Annotated in this window: 20 protein-coding genes; 8 read left to right on the forward strand and 12 right to left on the reverse strand. The window is 52.5% G+C overall.

Translation table 11 applies throughout. From position 1 onward, the window contains the following. The first annotated feature begins 133 nt into the window (after positions 1-133). Positions 134-1,780, forward strand: coding sequence for a hypothetical protein (locus H5P27_RS15070; RefSeq protein WP_185661216.1), 1,647 nt, complete (start codon positions 134-136; stop codon positions 1,778-1,780). A gap of 95 nt (positions 1,781-1,875) precedes the next feature. Here the strand turns inward: H5P27_RS15070 and H5P27_RS15075 are convergent, their stop codons facing one another. Next, positions 1,876-2,400 (reverse strand): GNAT family N-acetyltransferase, encoded by a 525-nt coding sequence (locus H5P27_RS15075; RefSeq protein ID WP_185661217.1) that lies wholly within the window; start codon positions 2,398-2,400, stop codon positions 1,876-1,878. Positions 2,401-2,827: 427 nt separating this feature from the next. On the opposite strand from H5P27_RS15075, the gene H5P27_RS15080 reads away from it, so the two are divergent. From H5P27_RS15080 to H5P27_RS15090, 3 genes are read left to right on the forward strand one after another with little or no spacing between them, the layout of a single operon-like run. Further along, a complete protein-coding gene (locus tag H5P27_RS15080; RefSeq protein ID WP_185661218.1) occupies positions 2,828-4,057 on the forward strand; it encodes a S41 family peptidase in 1,230 nt (409 codons plus the stop codon). 6 nt (positions 4,058-4,063) lie between these two features. After that, on the forward strand, positions 4,064-4,804 hold the full coding sequence (locus tag H5P27_RS15085) for a LolA-like protein (protein ID WP_185661219.1): 741 nt from the start codon (positions 4,064-4,066) through the stop codon (positions 4,802-4,804). Positions 4,805-4,842: 38 nt separating this feature from the next. Next, on the forward strand, positions 4,843-5,274 hold the full coding sequence (locus H5P27_RS15090; RefSeq protein ID WP_185661220.1) for a DUF4399 domain-containing protein: 432 nt from the start codon (positions 4,843-4,845) through the stop codon (positions 5,272-5,274). An 88-nt stretch (positions 5,275-5,362) separates the two neighbouring features. Here the strand turns inward: H5P27_RS15090 and H5P27_RS15095 are convergent, their stop codons facing one another. Continuing rightward, positions 5,363-5,563, reverse strand: coding sequence for a hypothetical protein (locus H5P27_RS15095; protein WP_185661221.1), 201 nt, complete (start codon positions 5,561-5,563; stop codon positions 5,363-5,365). A gap of 211 nt (positions 5,564-5,774) precedes the next feature. Between H5P27_RS15095 and H5P27_RS15100 the strand changes: the two genes are divergently transcribed. Beyond that, entirely contained in the window at positions 5,775-7,532 is a 1,758-nt protein-coding gene (locus H5P27_RS15100; protein ID WP_185661222.1) for a DUF2062 domain-containing protein, read from the forward strand. A 65-nt stretch (positions 7,533-7,597) separates the two neighbouring features. Here H5P27_RS15100 and H5P27_RS15105 read toward each other — a convergent pair whose 3' ends face one another. The 4 genes from H5P27_RS15105 to H5P27_RS15120 form a co-directional block, all read right to left on the reverse strand. Beyond that, positions 7,598-8,203 carry a flavin reductase family protein gene (locus tag H5P27_RS15105; protein WP_185661223.1) on the reverse strand — a complete coding sequence of 202 codons (606 nt, stop codon included), beginning with the start codon at positions 8,201-8,203 and terminating at the stop codon, positions 7,598-7,600. A gap of 112 nt (positions 8,204-8,315) precedes the next feature. Then, positions 8,316-8,561 (reverse strand): hypothetical protein, encoded by a 246-nt coding sequence (locus H5P27_RS15110; protein WP_185661224.1) that lies wholly within the window; start codon positions 8,559-8,561, stop codon positions 8,316-8,318. 151 nt (positions 8,562-8,712) lie between these two features. Beyond that, complete coding sequence (locus H5P27_RS15115) at positions 8,713-11,052, reverse strand: Tex family protein (RefSeq protein WP_185661225.1); 2,340 nt, start codon at positions 11,050-11,052, stop codon at positions 8,713-8,715. A gap of 201 nt (positions 11,053-11,253) precedes the next feature. Next, complete coding sequence (locus tag H5P27_RS15120; RefSeq protein WP_185661226.1) at positions 11,254-12,213, reverse strand: hypothetical protein; 960 nt, start codon at positions 12,211-12,213, stop codon at positions 11,254-11,256. 400 nt (positions 12,214-12,613) lie between these two features. Between H5P27_RS15120 and H5P27_RS15125 the strand changes: the two genes are divergently transcribed. Beyond that, on the forward strand, positions 12,614-14,221 hold the full coding sequence (locus H5P27_RS15125) for a purple acid phosphatase family protein (RefSeq protein WP_185661227.1): 1,608 nt from the start codon (positions 12,614-12,616) through the stop codon (positions 14,219-14,221). Between the two features lie 35 nt (positions 14,222-14,256). Here H5P27_RS15125 and H5P27_RS15130 read toward each other — a convergent pair whose 3' ends face one another. Beyond that, on the reverse strand, positions 14,257-17,391 hold the full coding sequence (locus H5P27_RS15130; RefSeq protein WP_185661228.1) for a PAS domain-containing hybrid sensor histidine kinase/response regulator: 3,135 nt from the start codon (positions 17,389-17,391) through the stop codon (positions 14,257-14,259). A 259-nt stretch (positions 17,392-17,650) separates the two neighbouring features. On the opposite strand from H5P27_RS15130, the gene H5P27_RS15135 reads away from it, so the two are divergent. Further along, a complete protein-coding gene (locus H5P27_RS15135; protein ID WP_185661229.1) occupies positions 17,651-18,877 on the forward strand; it encodes a pyrophosphate--fructose-6-phosphate 1-phosphotransferase in 1,227 nt (408 codons plus the stop codon). A gap of 75 nt (positions 18,878-18,952) precedes the next feature. On the opposite strand, the gene H5P27_RS15140 is transcribed toward H5P27_RS15135, so the two are convergent. The 5 genes from H5P27_RS15140 to H5P27_RS15160 all read right to left on the reverse strand — a co-directional run bounded on the left by H5P27_RS15140 (position 18,953) and on the right by H5P27_RS15160 (position 24,118). Continuing rightward, positions 18,953-20,665 (reverse strand): GspE/PulE family protein, encoded by a 1,713-nt coding sequence (locus H5P27_RS15140; RefSeq protein ID WP_185661230.1) that lies wholly within the window; start codon positions 20,663-20,665, stop codon positions 18,953-18,955. Beyond that, positions 20,652-20,846: a hypothetical protein gene (locus H5P27_RS15145; protein WP_185661231.1), complete on the reverse strand. Its 195-nt coding sequence runs from the start codon at positions 20,844-20,846 to the stop codon at positions 20,652-20,654. The genes H5P27_RS15140 and H5P27_RS15145 overlap by 14 nt, the downstream gene beginning before the upstream one ends. 20 nt (positions 20,847-20,866) lie before the next feature. Next, entirely contained in the window at positions 20,867-21,265 is a 399-nt protein-coding gene (locus H5P27_RS15150; RefSeq protein ID WP_185661232.1) for a response regulator transcription factor, read from the reverse strand. Next, on the reverse strand, positions 21,265-22,431 hold the full coding sequence (locus H5P27_RS15155; RefSeq protein ID WP_185661233.1) for a response regulator: 1,167 nt from the start codon (positions 22,429-22,431) through the stop codon (positions 21,265-21,267). The genes H5P27_RS15150 and H5P27_RS15155 overlap by 1 nt, the downstream gene beginning before the upstream one ends. A 181-nt stretch (positions 22,432-22,612) precedes the next feature. Beyond that, positions 22,613-24,118, reverse strand: a complete 1,506-nt coding sequence (locus H5P27_RS15160) for a glycine--tRNA ligase (RefSeq protein ID WP_185661234.1) — start codon at positions 24,116-24,118, stop codon at positions 22,613-22,615. Positions 24,119-24,327: 209 nt separating this feature from the next. On the opposite strand from H5P27_RS15160, the gene H5P27_RS15165 reads away from it, so the two are divergent. Next, on the forward strand, positions 24,328-25,587 hold the full coding sequence (locus H5P27_RS15165) for a 6-phosphofructokinase (RefSeq protein WP_185661235.1): 1,260 nt from the start codon (positions 24,328-24,330) through the stop codon (positions 25,585-25,587). Positions 25,588-25,666 lie beyond the last annotated feature (79 nt).

Raw genomic sequence — 25,666 nt, forward strand, 5'->3', positions numbered from 1 at the left:
ACCTTAGAGCAGTGTATGCGGAGCCTGTTGTCCACTTGTTCTTTTTCTTATCGAGCCGTCCATGCTCTTTTGTAGCTTGACCAGGTCTGTAATCTGCTACGATCCGAACTCCTAAATCCAAACCAACTCAGCCATGCCTTTTGTTTCCAGTTTTCGCGGGGTGATCTGTGCCGCCCTTTTCAGTATCTTCGTTGGCTCGTTTTCGATCGATTCATTCGCCGCGGCTCCAGCGGATTCGCAGATCAAGTCTGCTCTGGTCGATATCGAGAAGTTTGAGGCCCAGATCACGCCGGCCTTTGTGCAGAACAGCGCCTCGGTGAGGCGAACTCGAAACCTGCTCAAACTTACGCGTCAGCGTTTGGACGCGTCGCCCAACAAGTCGGACGCTTCATGGCTAGAGGCGGACCAGAGGTTCAATGCCCTGATAGCAAGATTGGATGGTCAAGTGCCTCAGACTCCGACTGCTGCTCCAGAAGTTTCTATTTCTGTCCAAGTTTCGAAGTCGCAAGCGAATGTTGCCCAATCCCAAATGATATCGCAGCAACGGGTGCGAATCCAGAAGCTAAAGCGTGATATCGAAAGCGCTACTGAGACGATGGATAAAGAGGGCGTGACCGTTTTTCAGGACGCTGCTCACGTGCAGGCAATGGATCAGCGAGTGGCTCGCTTCCGCGATGCTCTCGCCAAATACAGGGAATTTGCGGGGGATCCCGACGTTGAAGCGGCTCGTTCTGCCCTGCAGGCACACGAATCATTACTCGCCTTCGGCAAGGATCATACGGCAAAGCAGATGGCCGGATTGGGCGATGTGCAGGCTCGCTTGAGGGCAATTGACGAATCGAAAAGGCGTGCTCCAGAGCCGCCATCTTTTCCGTACGAGCGAGAGGCTATCGCGGCTTGGGGCGCTCAGGCAGCTGAGTTTCGCCAAGAAGCGACTGCTCAGCTTGGCGTTTTGCAGCAAATCGGGGCGGTGGCCTACCTGCCAAATAACCCGGGTACTGTCGGACAGGGAGCATCCTACGACAAAAACGACCTAAACCGCCTTCAGCGTTGGTTCTTGGGTGGTATCGAAAAAGTAGAGCAAGATGCTGCTCAAATCGGGGCAAATTTTGATGTCCAGATGGGGCAAATACTGGATACGATCGCCCATTTTGAGGCCCTAGACCCGGCTGACCCTTCCGATCAGGTCAACGCGTTTTTGGGGCAGGGCGTGGCCAAGGAAAACTGGGGTCGTATGTCTCGGGATTTGCGAATTGCTTCCGCAGCGGTCGAATTTGATCAGCTGCTCGAGAGGCCGCAGCTTCAGGAGCATTTGCAGATCTTGCAGCGAATGACGGCCACGATGGAAGGCTTCAAAGCTAAGCACGGGGAGGCTCTCTCACTCTCGCGCATGCCGGAGTCAGTTAGCCGCGACGGTCGACTATTAGAAATTGCCCATGAGGTTTTGTCTCGCCCGAAATACGATATCGGAGAGATCCGGAGGGTAGTGATCAATGCGGAGCTCCGAAGCTTGGAAAAGGAGACCAGCGAAACTTTGTATGACGATGTGGAGTTTAGCTTAAACGGCGACATAACCCTGACTGGGACGAAGACGACTTATTTCTACGAGTGGGAAGAGTTCCAGGTCGCCACTGCCGAGCCAGTGGAAGATCGGTTTTTCGTTTTCTACAATACCTTGAGGCATTTCACGAAGGGTGCCCCCACTACACCTACGAATCGCTGGATCGTGGCGAAACGTTTCCAGGGAAGCGAAATTCTAAAGGAAAACATTGATCGCTAGGCGATTTCGGCTCTGGGCAAAAGGCTACGAAAAAGCCGAGCCTCGAAAGGCTCGGCTGTTGAGAGTTGGGATTCTATGCGGGAGTCCCGCAAAAGTTAAGCGCAGCGCAGGATGCCGGTGCGGCAGCGGCGGCTTGGTCCGTTGTGCCAATACCAGCGGGTCGGCGGAGTGAGATCGGTTTCCGCCTCGTCGTTGGTGCTGCGGGAATGGAAGGACGTGCTCTGGTAGGGCAGTGGAGAGCTACAAAGGATCAGACCTTCGATCACCTCTCGCACGAGACCTTTCTTGTGGAAATCCTTGGCGAGCACATTCATGGGGCCGTGTTCGACGTGTTGAGCGTTGAAGCCCGTTAGCCCGATCACTCTGCCGGTGTCTTTCTGCGCAACGATCCACCATGCTCCTGTACCTGTCCGGTGATCTTCGAGCATCCGTACGATGGCCGTGCAGGCGGTTTCCAGGGAGCTGGAGTTCTGACCCACGGTGGCGTTTGCGAATGCTTCGTCAGCGGCCGCGAGATCGTGCAAGGCGATTGCGTCTTCGATCCGTGGCGTTCTGAGCAGAAGGTTCTCCGTCTCGATGATCGAGGGCGGGCGCTTCCGAGTTAGCAGTATGTTTTCCATTGTATTTTCGTGTCCTGAGTTGGTGTAAATTGGGTTTGTGGGTTCCGGCCCATAAAAAAAGCCGAACGTTTTTTCGTTCGGCTTGGCAGGGCGGTTTGTTCGTTTTCCGGTTAGGTTCTAGCGTTCCGGTCGTTTATCCGCTTGCCAAGCCATGGTCCATTGTTGGCGTGCTCGTAGGCCTGCCACTTGGACTGCGTTGTTTTTTTGTTGTTGGTTGATAGAACGTTTCATCGATGAACAAGACCGTTTAAGCATGCTGCGTGCCTAAAAGAAAGTTTTTTAATGAAAAGATAATGTTACAGCGAATTGGAAAGTCTTTACATTCTTTTAAAACACTGAAGCGCAACTGTTTCGGTCAAAATTAATCTCAAGGGACCAAATGCGAGGATTAGCGCTATTTCGGAGCTTCATTTTCTTCACTGGGCTTGTGATATTAGCTGTCTGTGGGGCTGCCAACGAATCTCGGGAGCTTAGGATTGCGACTTTTGACGCAGCTTGGTCGAAAGTGGGCGAGACCTATTACGACCCCGATTTTCGAGGATTGGACTGGACCGAAGTGGGGCATCGCTATCGGGCGGAGGTCGAGAATTCGCAGAGTATGGCCGAGGTTCGTTCCTTGATCACAAAGATGCTATACGAGCTCGGAGATTCTCATTTAGCTCTTCTAACCAGCGTATCTGATAAGGGAAAGGCACTTCCTTGGGGAGGTGCTTGGGCTGGGGTAGACCTTTGCTCCGCTGGAGAGCAGCTGTACTTTTATCGGGTGGAGGCCGATGGTGTCGCGTTTGCGGCGGGTGTGCGGGACGGAGATCGTTTGCTCGCTGTTAACGGCGTCGCGATCGACGATTTTTGGCGTTCTCTACGGAATTCCGGGGCCCCGGACCATGTTATCAAATACGAAGTGGTTTCTTCGGTACTCTCACGTTTCCGATCTGGAGTTGGTGATCGCGTCGAAGTCCAAATCGAATCACCCGAGGGAGCGAAGCGAACGCTTTCCTTTAATCTGGAGAAGTACGAAGGCCGCAGTTCGGAGCCTCTGGGCAATATTGGTCGTCTGCCAATAGAGCTTGAGACCCGAGAGCTAAGTGAAAAGGTGGGTTATTTGCGGTACAGTTTATGGTTTCCGGCTATCATGCCGGATATCCGGTCCTACCTTAGCAATTTGAGTGAAGAAACCGATGGGCTCATTATTGATCTGAGGGGCAATCCGGGTGGCCTGATGTTCATGGCCGGCGGTTTGGCCGGCATGCTTTTGGACCAGCAAGAAACGCTCGGAACCACTACCATGCGCAGCGGGCATATAAATGTTGTCGGCTTTCCGCAGAAACGAGCATTTCTTGGCAAGGTAGCAGTGTTAGTGAACGAGAGTACTTTATCTACAAGTGAAGTATTCACTATCGGACTACAAGAGCTCGGGCGAGTTCGGGTTTTTGGTCAGCCAACCCCTGGTGCGGCCCTCCCATCCATGGCGTTTTCTTTGCCGAATGGAGATGCGCTCCAGATCGCGATGGGGGATTTTATGACACCTGGTGGCAATAGTCTGGAAGGGCGAGGCGTTGTTCCAGACGAGGTGGTTCCAATTTCACCGGTTGATCTTTCTCGGGGACACGATACGGTTCTCGAAGTAGCCCTCCATTGGATCAATTCAAACGAATAGCCTCTCATGATCGCATCCTGCCTAAATAGAACCTTTATCTATGTCCTCGTAGCCTTGGCTCCACTCGCCGCTTCGGCTCGCGCTGCTTTGCCCGACTCCGTCATTGAAGTCCTCGAAGCAAACCTCGAAGCCAGCGGCGGTCGCGAAGCGCTGGAGGCAATCAAGAGCTCACGCTTGAAAGGGACTCTCGCGATCGAAGCCATGAATATGACAGGAAGCTCGATGGTTGTGCAGGCCTATCCTGACAAGATCTACAGTGAGCAGGTACTTCCTGGATTGGGAACGATGACCCAAGGGTATGATGGCGAGATCGGCTGGGCTAATGACCCGATGCAAGGGTTTCGCTATTTGGGTGAAGCGGAGATCGCGGCCCTGAAGCAAAACGAAAGTTTTTCCGACATCTTGGATTTCGAGTCTTCTTTTTCTTCCGGCGAATTACTGCCGGATGAAGAGGTAAGAGGGGAACCCGCGGCTGTTTTAAAACTCGTCTCCGCCGCCACGGAGTTGCCTGAAACTCGCTACTACAGCAAGGAGTCCTGGCTGCTTCTGCGAGTGGATACGATCGCGGTGAGCCCTATGGGCGAGATCAAGGCTGTGATGGATTTCTTGGAATACGGAAACCAAGACGGAATTGTTTACCCAACTCGTATGGAGCTAAATAACATGGGGGTCATCATCGTTATCACCTTTGATTCCCTAGAGTTGAATCCAGCGATCGACGAATCGATTTTTTCCGCTCCGCAGTAAAAGGGAGCGTGCCTAGCCAACTGACAACACAAGATTATATGATCCTAGTTAAACGTATTGCCTTCTTACTCTTAGCCGCCTGTGGGGCACACTTAGCTTCGGCCCAGCTCGAGCGTCAGCCCTCTCCAGAAGGGGCTGAAGTCTATATCATCTCGCCATCGGATGGGGAAACTGTTTCCAGTCCCGTCACGGTTCTTTTTGGTCTCAAGGGTATGGGTGTAGCTCCAGCAGGAGTGATGAAAGAAAATACCGGACACCACCACCTTTTGATCGACGCGAAGTCTATGCCTGCCGAATCGACGCCTATGCCGATGAGTGACAGCCTTAAGCACTTCGGAGGAGGACAAACGCAAGCAACGATCGAACTTGAGCCTGGTGAGCACAGTTTGCAGCTCGTCTTAGGCGACTATCTGCACATCCCGCATGATCCGGTCGTGAAGTCCAAGAAGATCACAATTACGGTCGAGTAGAATGCAGAGAAGTCTTTGACTTCCTCGCTGCGTAATTTGAAGCCACGTTCCCGGCAGGGAGCTGTGGCTTTTTTTGCAAATCGCGACGCTAACGGTTCTCAGCTTCATCATCCTTCTTGTCAGGGATGATGGCTGCACCTGCCTTGGCAGTCGTTTTGACGCCTACTTTCGCGGTTTTTACTCCTGCTTTTGTTGTCTTGGTTGCGACCTTTACAGGAATCGTGGCGGCGCAACCTGCGAGCAGGCTTAAGCCAAGGGCTATGGCGACAGTACGAGCTGGTATCTTCATGGTGGGATAATCTCTGTAGGGCTGGGTTTGGACCAATAATCGTGTTTCGTTTTAGCGAATGTACCTCTGTGGCTTTGACTTAGGATCTTCTAGCGGTTGTGCTTGTCCAGTACTCTTTATTCCGGCCGTAGAGACAGACCATGGATCCAGACCAAGCGAGTGCGCTGTACTGGTTCAAGGCCGATCTCCCAGCTCTTAACTCCGTAACCTTATGATCGTAACTCGAAAGATTGGTTCACTGTTTCGTGGTAAAACCACTCCGTTTCAAATTTATGCAGCTTGCCTCTTGGGAGCTCTGCTTGGGTTCATTCCCAGCTTTGGGCACTCGCCGGCTTTGACCGTGCTCTGGGTCTTTTTGTTGCTCATCCTCAACGCGAACCTCTTTCTAGCTGGTATCGTCGCCCTGCTGAGCAAGTTGGTCCTGCTTCTTGCTATGCCGCTTATTTTCCTGGTGGGTCGATTCCTTCTCGAGGGACCGCTGCAGGGGATTTTCAAGCTACTGATAAATGCGCCCATCACAGCGTATTCGGGTTTGGACTACTACTCGGTAGCGGGTGGACAGTTTTTGGCGGTTGTTTTTGGGCTCGTGCTGGCTTTTCTCATCAAACGCTCCATCGCTAGCTACCGCAAAAAGATGTTGGCGGTTTCGAAAGAGCCGAACCGGTTGAACAAGTATTCTGAAAAGGGTTACGTCAAGGTTCTCAAATTTCTCTTTCTCGGTTCGGGCCGCGGCAAAAAGAGTTACGAGGAGCTTCTTGCAGTCAAATGGGGTAACCCATTCCGCATCTGGGGCGTAGCGGTTGTGGTTGTTCTGACAGCTGTGCTCATCTTTGGCTTCAGTAAGCTGTCGGAGCCGCTCATCACTTCGTTGGCAAAATCCAATCTTGAGACCGCCAATGGTGCGACTGTCGATTTGGAAGGCGTAAACCTAGGACTGACGGACGGGAAACTGGAGGTTCTTGGGTTGGCAATGGCGGATGCCCAAAACTTGGATACGGACCTTTTTACCTCCAAACGGATTGTCGCAGATATCGATACGACTGATCTACTGCGCAAACGTTTTTCGATCGACAATCTAGTGATAGAAGACGCAACTTCGGGACAAGCTCGCGAGACGCCAGGTGAACAGATTGGGCCACAGCCGAAGGAGGATTCCGGTTTGGAGCTGCCAGATTTTGATGATTTGGATAGCGTATTGGAAAACGCTGAGGTCTGGAAGGAGCGTCTGGCTCAAGCCAAGCGCTGGTTAGAAGAGATGACGGGTGGTGAGGAAGAGGAAACTCTGACCTGGAAGCAGCAGCTGGATAGCAAAATCCGCTCGCTTGGCCATGCTAACGTGAAGGCAGACTTTTTAACGGAAGGTAGCCCCACTGTCTGGATACGAAATATTGAAGCCCTCGGGATCAAGACGGCCTTTTTAGACGGGGCGATGATCGACCTGAATGCCAAAGATATTTCTACACACCCTTCTTTGAGCGGCAAGGCCCCCACACTCTCTATTGTATCCGATAACGGGGTACTTGATGCCAAACTTAGTTTGGCGGGAGCAAGTGGTACGGGAGCGAACGACCTCAAGTTGTTGTTGAGTAAGGTCGACGTGGATTCGCTCGGATCGAAAATCAAGTCAGATGGCGAGCCTCCTATTTCCGGCGGTACCATGGATATTGATCTGAGTGGAGTGATAGGTACTGCTGTGAACGATTTGGTTGCTCAGGTTACCTTCTCGGGTTCCAAGGCTCGCATTGGTGGCAAGCCCGTTGACCTAAATGGGGTGACGCTACCGCTTGCTATCCGGGGCCCCTTGGATAGCCCGGGAGTCAAACTCGAGTCCAAGGCTTTAGAGAAGATCCTCGTTTCTGCGGGCAAGCAAAAGCTTCTCGACGAAGCATCCAAAAAGCTTGGACTTGAAGGCGATGATGCAGATGCAGCCGGCAAGTTGCTGGAAGGGATCTTTAAAAAGAAAGACTAGCCGCTTTCGACTACACTAAAATGAATTATTAAAGGGCGTCTCGCGGGACGCCCTTTTTTTATGGATTAATCGGGTCGCTCCAAGTGGAAGATGCTGTCGGTTTCGCAGTACCCGCTAGGACCATTCATTCGCCCGACCAAGTGCATGTCCTTGACCTTTAAGTAGCCGCTCTCGTCGTCGCAAAACTCGTCGGCAACCCAAGCATGCACGACTTCTGCGATGATAAGCCGATTTTTACCGATCTCCTGGAGGGAGTGTAGTTGGCATTCCATTGCGACCGGAGCGCCTACTATGCGAGGAGGCGAGACGGAGTGGGAAGGCGATGTTTGGAGACCGAAGGTTTCGATTTCGCTTTCCGAGTGGATCAAAGAGGAGGCTGTTTGAACCATGACCTCCGCTTGTCCTTTGGTCACCATGTTGATGACGAATTGACCGGAGCTTCTGATATTGAGGACCGTATCCTTCGGTTCTCCGGTGTCAGGCCGATTGCCGATGCCCAAGATTACCAATGGTGGTTTTGAGCCGAATACGTTGAAAAAGCTAAACGGAGCCGCGTTTACGACGCCTGATTCGGAGAGGGTGGTAACCCATGCTATGGGTCGAGGAACGATGACGGAGGTAAGAAACTTGTAGCGTTCCTGAGGCAAGAGCTTTGGCAGATCGATTTCCATAGTCGACCAATTCGTCAAGGGGCTGTAACGGCCGCAACCTCAAAAAAGAACGGGGCCCGCTTCCCAGCAGGCCCCGATGTTCGTAAACTTAGGAATATCTTTGGAAAATGTGTCAGGCGCTCGCGTTGAGCCGTGTACCGATGAGTTGCTCTGAGCCAAAGAGACCATTGGAGCGGTAAGAAAAATTGCGGATGTTCAGCGGCTCGGATTTTCGTGTAGCGAACTTTTTGAGGGTGTCGTCTGAAATGTTTACCGCTTGCTTTGCCTTAGTCGGATACTGGACCGCTGGGCGACGCGTGAACTGAAACTCCTGGCTGAAGCTGGAGGGCGTTACGGTTCTGGCGGTCTCAAATGACATGGCCAGAAGTTAGCAAAAAATTAACAGATTGGCTATAGAGTGGATTACTCAAATTAGCAGGTTTTTAAAAGAATCGACCCTGAGACGAGTGATGAGGGCACGAAAAAGCCTCTCCCGATTTCGAGAGAGGCTTTGAAAAATAGGCCTTACGCTATAGCCCCAACTTTCCGAACGCGTCGCCCAAAGCCCCGAAGGATTGGCCTCCACGATCGTTCCCGCGACTATTGCGATTGCCGCCTCTAGGACCGCCTTGGTGGCCGCCACCGCGAGGGCGATTACCTCGACTGGTATTCGGACCCCGGTTGCCGCGATCCGCGGCTCTTTCGGCAGGCGAACGGCGGTCGATCTCCACCACGCTTTTCAGGCTGAGGCCGATACGTTTTCTCGCCACGTCTACTTCTGTCACGGTGGCGGAAACTTTTTGGCCGACCTTGACCACTTCATTCGGATCTTTGACGAAGCTGTCTGAAAGCTGGCTGATGTGAGCCAATCCGTCTTGGTGCACGCCGATGTCGATGAAGGCGCCAAAGGCGGTCACGTTGGTAACGATGCCTGTCAGCTTCATGCCTTCGGTCAGGTCGGTGATTGCGTTGACTCCATCCTTGAATTGGACGAGTTCGAATTCGGCGCGAGGGTCACGGCCTGGCTTTGCCAATTCTTGGAGGATATCCTGCAAGGTCGGTAAGCCGACTTCTTCTGTAGTGTATTTCTGGATATCGATACGGTTGCGGGCGGAGGAGTCGGCGATCAGGTCTTTGAGGGAGACGTTCAGGTCGAAAGCCATCTGCTCTACGAGACCGTAGCGTTCGGGGTGCACTGCGGACGTATCCAATGGGTTATCTGCTCCGCGTATACGCAAGAACCCAGCGGCTTGTTCGAAGGCCTTTGGTCCGATGCCTGCGACCTTGGTGATTTCTTTGCGCGATTTGAACGGGCCGTTCGCTTCGCGGTGTGCCACGATAGCTCCAGCAAGGCGGCTATTGAGTCCGGAGACGTAAGACAAGAGTTGCTTGGAGGCGGTGTTCACTTCCACTCCGACCGCGTTTACGCAGGATAGAACCGAATCGTCGAGCGAGGCTTTCAGGGCCCGTTGATCGACGTCGTGCTGGTATTGTCCGACACCGATTGACTTCGGGTCGATCTTTACCAGTTCCGCTAGTGGGTCCATCAGTCTCCGTCCGATGGATACAGCTCCACGAACGGTGATGTCTTTGTCAGGGAATTCCTCGCGAGCCACTTCGGAAGCGGAGTAGATGGAAGCACCGGATTCGTTGACCATCACGATGGCCACATTCTTGGGTAATCCCAGTCCGCGAACGAATTGCTCGGTTTCGCGTCCTGCTGTTCCGTTTCCGATAGCGATGGCTTGCGATTGGAAACGCTGTACCAAACCGGTAATGATGGTTTTTGCTTCGTCGATCTGGCGTTGGGATTGGCTCGGGTAAATGACGGTGTCGAAGAGCAGTTTGCCTTGGGCGTCTAGAACGACGGTTTTGCAGCCGGTGCGGAATCCAGGGTCGATGGCGATGATCGGACGCTCTCCGAGAGCTGGTGCGAGCAGAAGTTCGCGTATATTGGAAGTGAATACATTGATGGCCTCCGCGTCAGCCCTTTTCTTTAGCTCCAGTCGAGCGGCGGTTTCCATAGAGATGGAGAGGAGGCGTTTGAATGCGTCCTTCACCGCCAGACGGACTTGTTGGGCCGCAGGGGAGGAGCCTTTGACGAAGCGTTCTTCCAGCTTGGTGATGGCCAGTTCTTCATCTGGGCGCACGGACATGGAGAGAAACATTTCCTGCTCACCGCGTCGGATAGCGAGGATGCGGTGGGATGGTGCATCTGCGACGGGCTCGGACCAGTCGAAATAGTCACGGAACTTCGCTCCTTCCTCCTCCTTGCCCATCATGACTTTGGAGGTGAGGGTGGAGTGTTTTGTGTAGAGTTCGCGGAGTTCGGCGCGAGCATCTGCGTCGTCGTTGATCCACTCCGCTATGATGTCGCGAGCCCCTGCCAAGGCGGCATCGGAGTCGGCGACTTCTTTTTCCGGATCGACGAAGGCTGTTGCTTCGCTCGCAGGGTCGATCCCGGCGTCTTCTTGGTTTTCGAATAGCTTCAAGGCAAGCGGTTCGAGGCCCTTTTCGCGGGCGATGGTCGCTTTGGTTCGGCGCTTGGGCTTATAGGGGAGGTAGACGTCCTCGAGGCGTGCGAGTGTCTCGGCGGCGTTAACCTTTGCCTTCAGCTCGTCGGTGAGGACCTTTTGCTCTTCGAGCGACTTCAAGATGGCGGCTCTGCGGTCTTCGAGTGCCTTCAACTGGTCAAGACGGTCGCGAATATTGGCGATCTGCACTTCGTCCAGTCCGCCGGTAGCTTCTTTGCGATAGCGAGCGATAAAGGGGACGGTGCCGCCTTCCACTAGGAGTTTGGCGGTGGCCGCTACGTGGGACTCGGGGATGCTGAGCTCTTCAGCGATCTTGGGCAGGAAATTTTCGTGCATGAAACAGGGTTGATGGGTTCTTGGTGAAATTGTTAGCGGGTTAGTGGCGCTGGTCGCTAGAAACGTTTGGAAAGCCGGTGAGGATGGAAAAGCGTCACACCGAGGCAAGCGCGTTTGCGGCAAAGAAAAAGCCGCTCAGGTGAGCGGCTGGGGAAGGAAAGAATTGTTAAGTGACGGTTATTGATTTCGCCCCTCTATGACTCAGAAGGGGATGCGAGTGTAGGCTTTGGGGATGCTGCCTTCGATCATCCTGACGGCGCGAGGTTGGCGCTGGGAGTAGTAGTTTCCGTTGTAGTAGAATTCGAAGAGAACGAAATAGATAGTCCAGCCAGACACCGTTGCAGTAGAACCGGTTTCGCTGTAGCTGGGAGCAAGGGTAAAGATGGACGGGTAGGTGGCGGGTGCGCTGCTATGCTCGTATCCGAGTTGAGCGACACCGGACGGGGTGAACTCGATTGTGCGGGAAAATACTTCAGTGCCGATGAAATCCGCGTAATCCTGAGTGTAGCCGTCGTCCCAATCGATGAATACCTCGAGCTCGAAGGAGACGGTCAGGGTGCCGTCCGTATTCCACTGAAAAGAGGGGCCGTAGGGGATGACTCCTTCGGTGCCGACGTAATAGTCGTAGGTATCAACTATATTTTGAGGAACTCCGAGGTCGAGTTCCTCTTGTTTGAATTCGGCAAGTCTTTCGGAAGGGATCACTGCCTCGTTTAGCCCGGCGAATGAATGTTCGTTGAGCGAGGTTACGAAGCTACCGTCCACCATGGAATAGATGCGGACATTGTGATCCATGAATGCGTCGGAGAAACCGAAGTACTCCTGGAGTGAATAGACGACGACCAGTTCGTTTTGCGGGTTCGCGTAGAGGTCGTGTACGGCCTCGTTGAAGCTAGAGGCGTACGAGATGTCGAAGTTTTCCAGGGTGGCGACGTCCCTCGCTTCGGAGATAATTCCCGATTGGGTGATTTCCGCTAGCTTGGTGAACTGCTGAGTCCCTTGCTCGTAGGTGTAGACAACGCGGTTGCTCGGCTCGCTAAAGGAGGGAACGTAGAAGTAATAGGCAGGAGGGAGGGTGACTGGATTCAGTTGGAATTGGGCGAAAGCTGAACTTGAGACGAGGCCTAAAGCTAGGGTGATACAGCGTAAAATGGGTTGCATGGTAGGAGCGGTTGAGGGTTGCAGCCTTTGTGAATAGGGAGGCTTTAAGTAGTTGAGGAAATAAACCATGTAAGAACTACTTATTAAAGCAAGAAACTAGAATTTATGCCCTATCGTTTCGCTGTGTTGATATGGGGCAGGTCTCAGGGCTATCCATGATCGAGGAATGCGGGAGCATGGGTGTTGGGAGGGCCTCAACTGCCTCAGGAGAGAGAGTGGGCCTGCTATCAGAAGCTTTTCAGATTCGAATTGAGTCGATATGGCGCCAAAAGCTACAGAATTGAAAAATTGGCCTTACCAAATTGGTTGACGATTGACCCTTTGGCCTAGTCGGCGAGTCCTTTCGAGCGAGCGAGAATGGCATCCACAGGTAGGGTGGTATGCGTAAGCGATTTTTATAATGAAGTTACTAAGTTGTTTATTGGTGGGCGTTTTGTTGTCGGGCCCGAACCTTTTGTTCGCCCATGATGCAGAGGAGCATTGGCACCCAGTCAAGTATCCTATCGAGCTTGAACATGCGCCGACTCCAGTGCCGGATCGCGTGGTTTTGACTTGGAACGCTGACCCGAGCTCGACTCAGGCTGTGACTTGGAGAACCGATACATCGGTGCAAGAGGCTGTAGCTGAGATTGCAGTGGCCAATGCAAATGGCAGAGCTTTAGATCCTCAGCGGGTGAAGGCCGAAACGGAGCTTTTCAAAAGCGACATAAACGACGCTCACTACCACTCGGTCACTTTTCGTGATTTAAAACCGGATACGCTTTATGCTTATCGGGTCGGAGATGGGGAGAATTGGAGCGAGTTCTTCCACTTTCGCACCGCGAGTGCCTCAGAGGCCCCTTTTACCTTCATCTATTTCGGCGATGCTCAAAACGACCTGAAAACGCATTGGTCCCGTGTATTCCGCGAAGCGTTTCGCGATGCTCCTCGAGCCGCTTTCTCGCTTCACGCAGGGGATTTGATCAACGAAGATGCTTGGGATGCCGAATGGGGCGAATGGCATGGCGCTCCCGCCTGGGTAAACGGGACCATTCCCGTGGTGGCGACTCCCGGCAATCACGAGTATTTTTGGGTGGATCAAGGTCCAGCAAACGAGCGTTTTTGGAACGCCAAAGATGGAGCTGTTTTGAAGCTAGACGTTGAAGTAGATGTAACGAAAGACCCCGAGGGGAAAGAGCTTTATTTGGTCACGGCCCGAAGCGAGGATGGAAAAGAGGCGTATCTTGAATACGACGAGGATGACGAGATAACCATGGTCGGGGATGGTGTTGAAGCGCTTACGGGGTATGTGGAATCCGACCTGCTTGGCACGGAAGTGGACAAGGCTCCCTTGCGTGATCGTTTGCAGGATCGTGGCACGCCGAAGGTCAGCACCCATTGGCGTCCGCAGTTTTCCTTTCCGATGCAGGGCATGCCAGAAGGCCTGGAAGAGACATGTTATTACATCGATTATCAAGGTGTCCGCATTGTATCTTTGGATTCAAACAAGAAGCGAGAGGAGCAAATTCCTTGGTTGCGTGCCGTGCTAGAGGATAACCCAAACCGGTGGACGGTGTTGACCTTTCACCATCCGATTTTTTCCCCAGCCAGCGACCGCGACAACAAGGAGTTACGCGAACTTTGGAAGCCGGTTATCGATGAGTTCAAGGTAGACCTAGTTCTAAATGGTCATGACCACACCTATGCGCGTACGGGGGATTTAGGTAGAGAAATGGGTATCGAAAATGTCCCTACTGGATACCAACAAGCTTATGATCCGGATATCGGGACGGTTTATGTCGTGTCAGTCAGTGGGCCAAAAATGTATCCAATAACCAAGAACGGATTCGCCAAGCGTGTTGCCGAAGATACTCAGCTTTATCAGGTGATATCTATCGATGGGAATACATTGGACTACAAAGCGTTTACTGCGACGGGCCGTTTGTACGACGCGTTTACTCTAGAGAAAAGGACAGGGTATCCAAATCAATTGATCGAGCTCTTACCGGAGGAAAACCGACGGCGATAGGGGTGCGAATACTGGGTTTGCGATGGAGCCTGCTGTCAAGGTTCCCGCAGTTCTAGCGCCTTTGAGATCTCGTTTAGTGTTGCGATAGCTGTTTTTCCGAACGTTTGAAGAAGATCGGGAAGGAGTTCGCTGTGTCGCTCTTTAATTGCTTTCTCCACTCCTTGAGCTGCTTTGCTTAACGGTCGCGCTCCACACTCCGCGGCACTTCCTTTTATGGTGTGGGCTATATTTGCGATTTTCTCAGGATCCTTGGTTTTTGCCAGTTTCTCGACCAGTTCGGAAATGTTGCGAGAAAATGTACTGAGGATTTGTTCGATCATGCCATCACCGGTCGGGAACAAGGATTCTAGACGGGTGATGTCTAAGTAATCGTTAGCCTTATTTTGCTTAGGAGTTTCGAGAGTGAGCCTGCCCTTTGTTTGCTCTCCTTCCGGTAACCAGCGGTTCAGGGAAAAGGCTAATTTCTCAGGTGCTATCGGTTTTGTCAGATAGTCGTCCATACCGCAGTCGAAGCAGCTTTGGGCGTCACCTACGAGCGCGTTTGCGGTTAGGGCAATGATGGGGGTCCTTTTTATTCGCTTAGCAATCTCTTCCGACCGTATCAGCCGAGTTGCCTCAAAGCCGTCTACTATTGGCATCATGCAATCCATGAAGATGGCATCGTAAGGTCTTTCTCTCCATGCTTCGATAGCTTCTTGGCCATTGGCGGCGGTGTCGGTCTTGTATCCAAATTTTTCTTCAAAAATGGTACGGAGCAAAACCTGGTTTAGTTCGGTATCGTCGACGATTAGTATCCGATAGTTTCCTTGAGGAGCTGAGCCAAAGGCACTCTGCTTTCCAAGCCTCGTCGCGCTATTCTGCCGAGTATTCGCGCTCAAGGCGCATTCCAAAGCTTCTTTTAGTCTTTCGGGCCATATCAAGGGCTTCATCACGAAGTTCTCATAGCCTACCTCCGCGAAACGAACGCCTCCAACCAATGATGCGTTGCTAGCCAAGGCAACCAGCCGAATGTCGGGGTGGCTTGCCTTTATCTGTTTCGCGAGTGCGATACCGTCCGTGTCGGGCATTTTCTCGTCCACGAGAGCTACTTGGTAGACTTTTGATTCCCTCTGAGCTCTCGCGATTTTCTCGATGGCTTCTACTGCTGATGATGCCGTATCGCAAGAAAAGCCCCACGGCTCAAGTTGGGTTTGGATTAACTCTTGGCTCAGTCGATGGTCATCGACGATGAGTATTCGAATGCCGGGTACGATTTGGTTTTGGGATTCAGCGTTTGGAGACTCCTCGTCGGCTTTTGCTGGTAGGGAAAACCAAAAGGTAGAACCTTCTCCTTGGATGCTTGAAAGACTGATTTGACCGCCGAGCTTTACGACAAGGTGTTTGCAGATGGACAATCCCAAGCCGGTGCCGCCGAAGATGCGAGAAGTGGAAGAGTCGGCTTGGGTGAATTTATTGAAAAGGTGTTTTTGGGCCTGATCTGGGATACCGACTCCGGTGTCTTCAACCGAGATTCTCAAGAAGGAGCTCGGTTTTTCGGGGTCTGGTTCCACACGTACGATGACATGGCCCTGACGTGTGAATTTAATAGCGTTCCCGACCAAGTTTATGACGATTTGACGAATGCGGCCAGGATCTGAAATCAGGCTGCGGTTGTTTCCCGGAGAGAATTGGAAAAGAAGCTCCAAATCCTTTTCTTCTGCTTGGGCGGATAGCAGTTCGACTGCTTCGCCGATCACGCGGCGTAGGTCGATCGGGACGGATTCTGTCTCGAGTTTGCCTGCCTCGATTTTGGAGAAGTCCAAAATGTCGTTGATAACGCTGAGCAAGCCTTGACCAGAGCCGAGAATGGATTTCGCGAATTCCCTCGACTGGTCTGGCAGGTCAGACTCGATCAGTAAGTTTGCAAACCCGACGATGCTATTCATTGGGGTGCGGATTTCGTGAGACATCGTGGCGAGGAAATCGCTCTTGGCCGCGTTTGCCCGCTCTGCCCGCTCTGAGGATTCATTTGCCGCCTGCAGCGCTGCTTCGAGGTTCTGCTCTGCCTCGATCTGCTCGGTTATGTCGGTTCGGATGGCTACATAACTATAGATATGTCCGGCCTCATCGCGATATGGCACTATGGTGGTGTCTACCCAATAGTGGGATCCGTCTTTGGCTCGATTCTTTATTTCACCTTTCCAGACATCCCCTCTCGCCAGATCTTTTCGCATGTCTACGAACATCGCCTTAGGGTGGTGCCCAGAATTTAGAATGCGGTGATCCTGACCGATGAGTTCTGAGCGCTGGTATTGGCTTACTTCGCAGAATCGGTCGTTCGCGTATGTGATGCGCCCTGCTGTGTCGGTTATGGCTACGATGGAATGCTGGTCGAGAGCGAAGCTTTGGGATCTTAATTCGTGGCGTGCTGTGTCGGCCCTCTCTCTGCTCTTCTCTGTTTCTGTAACCTGCATGTTCAGAAAGCCTGACATCTTATGCCCGAAAAAGAGGGTAATCCCCAGGATGGAGGCGATTAATGCCAGCAGAAGGTACTCAAACTGTGTGAGTTTTTTCGATTTCTCTTGGCCATTCGCAAAATCCATCTCCTGCAGATTCGAGATGGAATGGCTCAGCAGTGTTAGCATAGAGCTGCTTTCGCTCGCATGGATGTCCATGGTAGCCATCAGCGAGGAGGCTGTTTCAATTTGACCGAAGGAGATTGAGTCGAATATCGCCTCTGCGTAAGCGTCTAAGATCCGATACCCGGCCTCTATTTTGTCGAGTTCGGACTCTATTCTTTCAAGTTGGTCAATGTGATTGGGAGCTCTTGCTAGATGAGTACGGATCTTATTGAGATCTGTTTTGAATTTCTCGTTGGCTTGTCCCTTCCTAAAGCGTTCAAGGGTGGGATCCAGTGTATCGAATACTCGGTTAGCGGGCACGTTGGAGCTAACGAGATGATCGTTTAGGCTGACTATTTGGATCATGGCATCAGACCAGTAGTCGTCCAAGCGAATGGTTTTTTCGTAGTCCTTGTGGAGGGTCCGGGCGAATTGGAAAGCGGCTCCGATGGTTATGAAATTAAGCGCTACCAGAGTGAAGTAGGCTTGCTTCCACTTGTGGGTAATCTCTCGGATTTTCGCTTTTGGAGAGTTCTGGCCTGCAGGGGCGTTGTCGGGAGGGAGGGGCATACGAGTCTTGTTCAATAGATTCGGCTGAAATCAGGTCACAATCTAGCTAAGTTGACTGCGTTAGCAGCTTTTGAAGGCTTTTTAGCCAAGGTAATAGATTGCTTGCCCCTTTGTAGCGTGGATCTGAAAGCGGTCCTTAAGTTTTTCCTCGCCTCGTGTATTCTGAAGTTAGCCCAACTTATAGGGGTCAGGCTCGCTCCTCACTTGTCTTTCTCGGGAAAGTCCTCTAGCCGTTCGAGTCCTCACACATTTACGACAAATGAAAGTTAAGAAAGTAGGTATCCTCACGGCAGGCGGTTTGGCCCCTTGTCTATCCTCAGCAATCGGTGGTCTCATCCAGCGCTACACGGAGATCGATCCGGATGTGGAGATCATTTGCTACAAGAACGGCTACTATGGGCTGCTCAAGGGCTTGAGCTACCAAGTAACCCCAGAAGTCCGCAAGAATGCTGGCAACTTGCACCTTTTCGGCGGCAGCCCGATCGGCAACAGTCGCGTAAAGCTGACTAACATCAAGGACTGCGTTAAGCGCGGTCTCGTGAAGGAAGGCGAAGATCCACAGAAGGTTGCGGCTGACCAGCTGGTCAAGGACGGGGTCGACGTGCTGCACACTATCGGCGGAGACGACACCAACACTGCGGCTGCGGATTTGGCAGCGTATTTGGCCAAGAACGATTACGCCCTCCGAGTCATCGGTCTCCCCAAGACCATCGACAACGACGTGTATCCTATCAAGCAGTCTTTGGGCGCATATACAGCGGCCGAGCATGGCGCTAATTACTTCGAAAACGTGGTAGCGGAGCACAACTCCAGCCCACGCATGTTGATCGTGCACGAAGTTATGGGCCGTCACTGCGGGTGGCTCGCTGCTTACACCGCCTACGAGTATCACAAGCGCCAAAAGTGCCGCTACTGGGTCCCTGAGCTGGGTTTGTCTCGCGAACGCCACGACGTGCACGCGATCTACGTGCCAGAGCTTAGCATCGATCTGGAAGCGGAAGCGGCTCGCCTGCGCAAGCAGCTCGACGAGCATGACGCGGTAAACATCTTCCTCTCGGAAGGCGCAGGTGTGGCGGATATCGTAGCCAAGAAAGAAGCGGCTGGCGAAGAGATCGTTCGCGATGCGTTTGGTCACGTACAGCTCGACTTCATAAACCCAGGAGCCTACTTCGCCAAGCAGTTCAAGGAAATGATCGGAGCTGAAAAGGTATTGGTACAAAAGAGCGGCTACTACTCTCGTGCCGCCGCAGCCAATGCTCAGGATCTCAACCTCATCAAGAGCTGCACGGACAAGGCTGTTGAAGCTGCATTTGCCGGTGAGAGCGGTGTTATCGGGCATGACGAAAACAACCGTGACATCCTTCGCGCTTGCGAATTCGAACGCGTGGCGGGCGGAAAGCCTTTCAACACCGAAGAGCCTTGGTTCAACGAATTGCTCTCCGAGATTGGTCAGCCAAAAGGCACCGTGCTCGATACCAGCCACTAAGGCTTAGCATCTAGCGCATTGATTTAAAAAACAAAGGCCGGAGCGATGAATTCGCTCCGGCCTTTTTGTGTAAGATTATTCTGAATACTCAGGAACTGTTACGCGTTCCACTTCCTCAAGAGTGGTCAATCCCAGAAGGGCCTTTTTCAAGCCGTCCTCTCTGAGGCTTTTCAGTCCGAGGCGTTTGGCCTCCGCGTGGATAGCGCTGACCGGCTGGCTCGAGGAAATAAGCTCTCTCATGCGCTCGGAGACTTCAACGATCTCATGTACTCCGACTCGTCCTTTGAAACCGGTATGGTGGCAGTGCTTACAACCCGTGCCTCGATAGAATGGAATCGTTGGGTCGATCGTTTCCTTGGTGAAGTACTGCTCCAGCAATTCGCGTTTTGGGAAATAGCTTTCTTTACAGGAATCACAGATTCTTCCTACCAGTCTTTGCGACATAACGCCGTTTAGAGCTGGAGCTACCATGTATGGGTCCACTCCCATTTCTACGAGTCGGAGAATCGCTTGAGTCGCACTATTGGTATGAAGCGTGGTCAATACCATGTGCCCGGTGAGGGCTGCCTCTGTGGCAATCTTTGCAGTTTCCAAGTCGCGAATTTCACCCACGAGAATTATGTCAGGATCTTGTCGCAGAGCGGAACGTAGGATCGCGCTGAAGTCTAGGTTGATATTGTGGCGGACTTCGAAGTGGTTGATTCCAGGGAGTTGGTACTCGACTGGATTCTCGATGGTCATCAAGTTCTTGTCGCGGTCATTTAAGTAGTCCAATGCTGAATACAGCGTGGTCGTTTTACCCGAACCGGTGGGCCCTGTTACGATGAACACACCATTCGGTTTGGAAACCGCGGTACGGAAGCTCTTCATGTTGCTTTTTGCAAACAGGAGCTCGTCGAAATTAGGCAGGCCCTTTTTACCGGCTTGGCCGAGAAGTCGTATTACCGCCTTTTCGCCGTGAAGAGCGGGACAGGTGGAGATACGGAAGTTTTGGCTAAAGGTGCCAACCTCTACACTGAATCGCCCGTCCTGTGGCATTCGGGTTTCCGAGATATCGAGTTCTGATATGAACTTCATACGTACCATCAGGGCGGTATGCGCTTTGACAGGGATCTCCACGATATCGCGTAAGTGACCGTCAACGCGGAAGCGAATCTTAGCGTGATCCTTATGAGCTTCCATATGGATGTCGCTAGCTCGTTGCTTGAAAGCGTTGTAGATCACATGGTTGGCCAGCTCTACTAGGGCGTTGTTTTTGACGAGCTCGAGTAGGGTGTCGCGGCCCTCTGCGGCTTGCGTTTGTCCGCTCGTGTAGGCTTCGAGCGTCTTAAGCGCCTCGTCGAAAGATATGTTCGACTGGTAGGTGATCTCGATGGCGTGGGAGATGTCCTCCGGATGACCATATACGGGACTGACTCGTTTTTGAAGGAAGCGTTCTAGGGATTCGATGAGATTGCGATTGGTCGGATCGCTCATCGCCATCGTTACGTATCCGTCGAACTCATACAGTGAAATGGCTTGGATCTTCTTTGCCATTTCGAGCGGGATACGCTCTTCCTCTGGGTATGAAATTTTTATGGAAAGCGGGTCGACGTAGGTGGTGTTATTGGCTCGAGCCCACAGCTCACCCACTGGGTCTTTGCGCATGAAACCCTTTTCGATGATTTCGAAAAGCATTCCAGAATGGTCCTGCTTGAACTTGCTGGTCAGCGAGCTTAATGTCTTCTCGTCAAGCTTCTTGGATTCGGTCAAAAGCTCGACGAACTTGTCGCATCTAATTTCTCGCATCGCTGTCGTCCTCCAAGTTAAAGAAGCTTCCTATCGCGTCTTGCTCTAGGAGTTCTCGGTTTTGGGCAGCGCTATCGAACTCTTCTCTAGCGGCCTTGTAGAGTGCTTTCATGTCGTACGTGACGATAAGGTCGTCGAGGGAACGTACTACAACCTCTTGTGTTTTTTCTGAGTCAGACATTGCCTAGAGCGATGGTGGGCTTACTTGCTGGTTGCGGTCGGGGTGACCTTGGATAGGATCTTCAGGAGGTGGTCTTTGATACTCTCCGGCGATTGCGTTTTGAGAATGTAGTAGATGGCCCCGTGCTTCGCTGTTTCCTCGATGGAATCGCGTGTAGCCACGGCTGTAAGCATAACAATTTTGGCCTCTGGGTTGATGGTACGGATGTGTTTGAGGGCATCGATTCCGTTCATCTTGTTCATGTTTATATCGAGCAGAACGATGTCAGGATTGTATTCCTGATACGCTTCGACTGCATCCATACCGTTTTGCATCAGATAGATCTTCGGGATGCCAATATCGGTGAGGAGCAGTTTGAGGAAGGTGCGCATGTGCGCTTCGTCATCGGCGATGAGAGCTGTCAATTTGCTGTAGTCCATTAAGGGATACGTTTAAGTTTTATTTTGAAATGTGCTCCGCCTTCAGGGCGGTTTTCTACTGAAATTTCACCTCCGTGACTGGTGACTATCCGCTTCACCACGTAGAGGCCGATTCCGCTAGTCGATTCACCGGCGGTAGGCATGTTTGAAGTTCTGCTGAATTCGCGGAAGAGCTTGTCGAACTCGTCTTCGGGGATCCCGGGACCACCGTCTTTCACTGAGAGAGCGATCCATTGATCTTCAAAGCGCGTTTCCAGACGGATCTCTGTTTCTCGGGGTGAGAACTTGATCGCATTGGTGACCAGATTCTCGATGGTACGCATGATGAGACGCTTATCGATGGAGGCCAGAGCGCCATCTGTGGAATCAGTGTGAGAGATTGCGATGGATTTCTTTTCGGCAGCAGGTTGCTGTAGGAGGCAGGTTTGCTCCATCAACGCTGCGGGGGCGAGTTGCTCTTTCGAAAGGTCGAAGTGGTCCAACTCGATTTTCGATACGTCGAGGAGGTCCTCCACGAGAGTGAGCATGTTTTCGCTGGCATCTATGATACAGCGTACCATTTCCTTTTGGCTCTCGTTTAAAGTGCCGAATTTCTCTCCGTCTAGGTATTGCGAAATTCCACGGATGGAGGCGAGTGGGTTGCGCAGATCGTGAGAGGCGACGCTCAAGAAGCGGGTCTTGGAAGTGTTTTGCTTGTGCAAGGTGTTGATCTTGCGTTTGGCCTCGTTGCGGGCCCTGAACTCTTCGATTTGCCGTTTGCAGCGGGTCAGCAATTCAGCTTTCCGGATCGGTTTTACCACATAGTCGTTTGCTCCGGCTTCGAAAGCTCTGCTCATGGTATTGAGCTCTGTGCTTCCGGTGAAAATGATAATCGGGATATCGGAGGTATCTTCGTCGCTTTTCAGCCGCTGGCAAAGGGTGATACCGTCTTCGCCGGGCATATTGACGTCGCACAGAATGAGTTCCGGCTTTTTCTCAGAGATTAGGGATCTGGCTTCTTCCGCTCTGAGCGCCGCCAAGGTCCCGTAATCCGCTTGTTTCAGAAACTTGCTGACGATGCCCTGGGTGGTTCGATCGTCGTCGATCACCAGCACGAGGTTGCTGCAGACCTCTGTGAGCGGAGGGAGGTCTTTTTCGGCTGTTTCATTTGTAGAGTTTGAAATCACGACAGTGGGATTGGTGTTTCTTCCGGTGGATCATCGGCCAAAGCCTGTCGCACTTTAGGGGAGTTGCCTGTGCTCTGGGCCCGGATCTCGGATAGGCACAAAAAAGCCCGTCCGGTGTGCGGGACGGGCTTCTAAGTTTTGATTTTTTTGTAAATCTGGCTTTTTGGCCGAGGGCGAATGGCTAGAACAAGGATTCGTCGAGGAATTTGTAGAGCTCCTCTTCGCTGATTCGCTTTTGCTCGGTGGTATCTCGGTCGCGAAGAGTGACGGTGCCATCCTTCTCAATCGTATCGAAATCGATGGTGACGCACCAAGGGGTACCCGCTTCGTCTTGGCGACGATAGCGTTTTCCGATGGCTCCCGCAGTATCCCAGAACACGTTGTAGCGGCGGGACAGTTTCTCGAAGATGGATCGTGCGCGCCCGACTAGCTCCGGCTTGTTCTTGAGCAAAGGAAGTACCGCGACCTTGTACGGCGCGATGCGTGGGTGGAATTTCATCACGGTTCGCTTCTCGCCGCCGACTTCGTCCTCTGTGTAGGCGGCCGTGAGCAGAGCCAATAGGAGACGGTCGACGCCGAGCGATGGCTCGATGACATGCGGGATGTACTTCTTCTTGGCCGTCTCGTCGAAGATTTCCATAGGCTTACCGGAGTGTTCGGCGTGCTGAGTGAGGTCGAAATCGCCTCGAGCCGCGATGCCCCAGAGCTCTTGCTCTCCAAATGGAAACTGGAAGGTGATGTCGGTGCAGGCCTTGGCGTAGTGCGCCAATTTCTCGTGAACGTCACGGCCCAGCATTTCCTCTGGAAGGCCGACCGAGATGAGCCAATCGTGGCAGTATTTGATCCAATCTTGATGGATTTCGGACCAATCGCCGTCGGGAGATACGAAGTATTCGATCTCCATCTGCTCGAATTCGCGGGAGCGGAAAATGAAGTTCTTAGGCGTAATTTCGTTGCGGAAGGCCTTGCCGATCTGAGCGATACCGAAGGGAATCTTCACGCGGCCAGTATCGACGACGTTCTTGTAGTTGGCGAAAATGCCTTGAGCGGTCTCTGGGCGCAGGTATGCGACCGCGGAACTGTCGCTGAGAGCCCCAACCTTGGTTTCGAACATAAGGTTGAACTCGCGAGGAGCGGTAAGGCTGCCCGGTTCTCCCGTCGCGGGCGAAGGGATGAGGGCCCATTCGGATTCATCCGCTTCGGTGTACTCTTTAAGTTCGATCGGAGCGAGTTCCCCTTGATGGCCGCCCTTGCGTTTCATTTTCTCCGCAGCGGCTTCGGCGTCGGCTTGCATGTTGCCGTCTTCCAGAATCGATACGTAGCCAACCTTTTCTCCGTCCACGATGACCGGCGCGTAAAAAAGCTGGTCGGCCCGGTAGCGCATCTTGGAAACCTTACAGTCTACCATAGGATCGGAGAAACCGCCTACGTGGCCGGAGGCGACCCAGATCTTAGGAGACATGATGATGGAGGAGTCCAAGCCCTCGATATCCTCACGGCGGTGGACCATATCTTTCCACCATGCGTCCTTGATGTTTTTCTTCAATTCGACGCCGAGTGGGCCGAAATCGAAAAAGCCGTTATAGCCGCCGTAGATTTCCGAGGACTGGAAAATGAACCCTCTGCGTTTACAGACGGCTACGATGGCATCCATGAGTGGATTTGCTGATGCTTTTGATTTGGCCATAAGGGCAGTGAAAATGGCGTTTCGCGGGGGTGGGTCAAGGTGAAGAATGGAGATTGACGAATTCTCGGCTGAGATTTCCGCAATTGATTGGTTCGGCTTGGCGCTCGCTATTTTTGCGAGGTGGGCAGGCATCTCCAAATATGAGTTGCCATGCGGATAGGGATGTCCTTTGTCTTGCCAGTTACTAACGTTTAGAACCTTTTCTCAACATGTCGGAATTAGAAGGAAATTGCCTTGTTTGTCAGTCGGGTGGTCCCACTGCAGTCATTAATGCTAGCCTCGCGGGCGTAATCGAAGAAGCGCTTAACCACGAGTGCATCGAAGAGATATACGGTGGCCTGAATGGTGTCGTAGGTGTGTTGAATGAGGATCTCGTCGATTTGGCTGCGGAATCGCAGCAAGTGATCCGCCTGCTCAAGTCCACGCCGGGTTCCGCTCTTGGCACCTGCCGCTACACGTTCAAAAAGGAAGAAGATCTCGAGCGCGCTTTGGAAGTCTTCAAGGCTCACGACATTCGTTACTTCTTCTACATCGGCGATAGCGAGTCGATGGCTATGATCGACAAGCTCGATGAGCTCGCCAAGTCCGAGGGCTACGAGATGAGAATCTTGGGAATTCCCAAGACCATCAACAACGATATCTCCGCTACCGACCACACCCCTGGTTACGGAAGTATGATCAAGCATGTGGCCACCACCGTACGCGAAATGGCTGCCGACAATGAATCAATCGGCAAGGGCGACTACGTATCCATTCTCGAGGTGCAAGGCCGTAACTCTGGCTGGATCGCCGCTGGTTCTGCTCTCGCTAAGCGTCGTGACCATCCACATGATGCCCCGCATATAATTTTGCTCCCAGAAGTTGTCTTCAATCCTGAGAAGTTCATCGCAGATGTTCAGAAGGTACTCGCTCGCGAGAAATTCTGTCTCGTTGTGACTGGAGAAGGTCTTGTCGACATGAACGGTAACTATGTCTCGGCCAAGGCATCCAGCAGCGACGCTTTCGGACATGTACAGCTCGGTGGAGCGGGAGAATTTCTGCGTGGAGTGATTGAGGCAAACCTCGGTGTTTCGGCTCGCTCCTGCAAGCTCGGCGTAGCGGGTCGCGCGGCAGCCCACAATGCTTCCCAAGCCGACTCTGACGAAGCTTACCTAGCCGGTTCCGCCGCAGTGATCCAGGCTGTCGAAAACGGCAAGAGTGGTAAGATGATCACGCTGCAACGTGCTGAAGCAGACTCTTACAAGTGCGAAACTGGATGGGTCGATTTGGCGGATGTGCCTGCAACTTCGAAGCAGTTGCCAGCCGATTGGATCAACGATGATGGCGTGAGCATGAACTTTCCGTTCGTGAAGTACGCGACGCCTTTGATCCAAGGTGAAGTTCCTATCGTTTGGGAAAATGGTCTCCCAGTTTTCGCGAAGCTCAAGGGCGCTCGCGTGGACAAGGTTCTTGCGGCCTACGAGATGTAGGACTTCGCAGCGTACACCTAAAATTTCGAACCCTCGAGCCTTAGCGGGCCGAGGGTTATTTTTTTGTTTTTTGGCTGGG

It is taken from the genome of Pelagicoccus albus, assembly GCF_014230145.1.
Lineage (GTDB): Bacteria > Verrucomicrobiota > Verrucomicrobiia > Opitutales > Opitutaceae > Pelagicoccus > Pelagicoccus albus.

Excerpts from the sequence above, each read along its gene's own strand:
- H5P27_RS15070 (WP_185661216.1), top strand. The coding sequence starts at position 134 with ATGCCTTTTGTTTCCAGTTTTCGCGGGGTGATCTGTGCCGCCCTTTTC.
- H5P27_RS15075 (WP_185661217.1), bottom strand. The coding sequence starts at position 2,400 with ATGGAAAACATACTGCTAACTCGGAAGCGCCCGCCCTCGATCATCGAG.
- H5P27_RS15085 (WP_185661219.1), top strand. The coding sequence starts at position 4,064 with ATGATCGCATCCTGCCTAAATAGAACCTTTATCTATGTCCTCGTAGCC.
- H5P27_RS15090 (WP_185661220.1), top strand. The coding sequence starts at position 4,843 with ATGATCCTAGTTAAACGTATTGCCTTCTTACTCTTAGCCGCCTGTGGG.
- H5P27_RS15095 (WP_185661221.1), bottom strand. The coding sequence starts at position 5,563 with ATGAAGATACCAGCTCGTACTGTCGCCATAGCCCTTGGCTTAAGCCTG.
- H5P27_RS15100 (WP_185661222.1), top strand. The coding sequence starts at position 5,775 with ATGATCGTAACTCGAAAGATTGGTTCACTGTTTCGTGGTAAAACCACT.
- H5P27_RS15105 (WP_185661223.1), bottom strand. The coding sequence starts at position 8,203 with ATGGAAATCGATCTGCCAAAGCTCTTGCCTCAGGAACGCTACAAGTTT.
- H5P27_RS15110 (WP_185661224.1), bottom strand. The coding sequence starts at position 8,561 with ATGTCATTTGAGACCGCCAGAACCGTAACGCCCTCCAGCTTCAGCCAG.
- H5P27_RS15115 (WP_185661225.1), bottom strand. The coding sequence starts at position 11,052 with ATGCACGAAAATTTCCTGCCCAAGATCGCTGAAGAGCTCAGCATCCCC.
- H5P27_RS15120 (WP_185661226.1), bottom strand. The coding sequence starts at position 12,213 with ATGCAACCCATTTTACGCTGTATCACCCTAGCTTTAGGCCTCGTCTCA.
- H5P27_RS15125 (WP_185661227.1), top strand. The coding sequence starts at position 12,614 with ATGAAGTTACTAAGTTGTTTATTGGTGGGCGTTTTGTTGTCGGGCCCG.
- H5P27_RS15130 (WP_185661228.1), bottom strand. The coding sequence starts at position 17,391 with ATGCCCCTCCCTCCCGACAACGCCCCTGCAGGCCAGAACTCTCCAAAA.
- H5P27_RS15135 (WP_185661229.1), top strand. The coding sequence starts at position 17,651 with ATGAAAGTTAAGAAAGTAGGTATCCTCACGGCAGGCGGTTTGGCCCCT.
- H5P27_RS15140 (WP_185661230.1), bottom strand. The coding sequence starts at position 20,665 with ATGCGAGAAATTAGATGCGACAAGTTCGTCGAGCTTTTGACCGAATCC.
- H5P27_RS15145 (WP_185661231.1), bottom strand. The coding sequence starts at position 20,846 with ATGTCTGACTCAGAAAAAACACAAGAGGTTGTAGTACGTTCCCTCGAC.
- H5P27_RS15150 (WP_185661232.1), bottom strand. The coding sequence starts at position 21,265 with ATGGACTACAGCAAATTGACAGCTCTCATCGCCGATGACGAAGCGCAC.
- H5P27_RS15160 (WP_185661234.1), bottom strand. The coding sequence starts at position 24,118 with ATGGCCAAATCAAAAGCATCAGCAAATCCACTCATGGATGCCATCGTA.
- H5P27_RS15165 (WP_185661235.1), top strand. The coding sequence starts at position 24,328 with ATGTCGGAATTAGAAGGAAATTGCCTTGTTTGTCAGTCGGGTGGTCCC.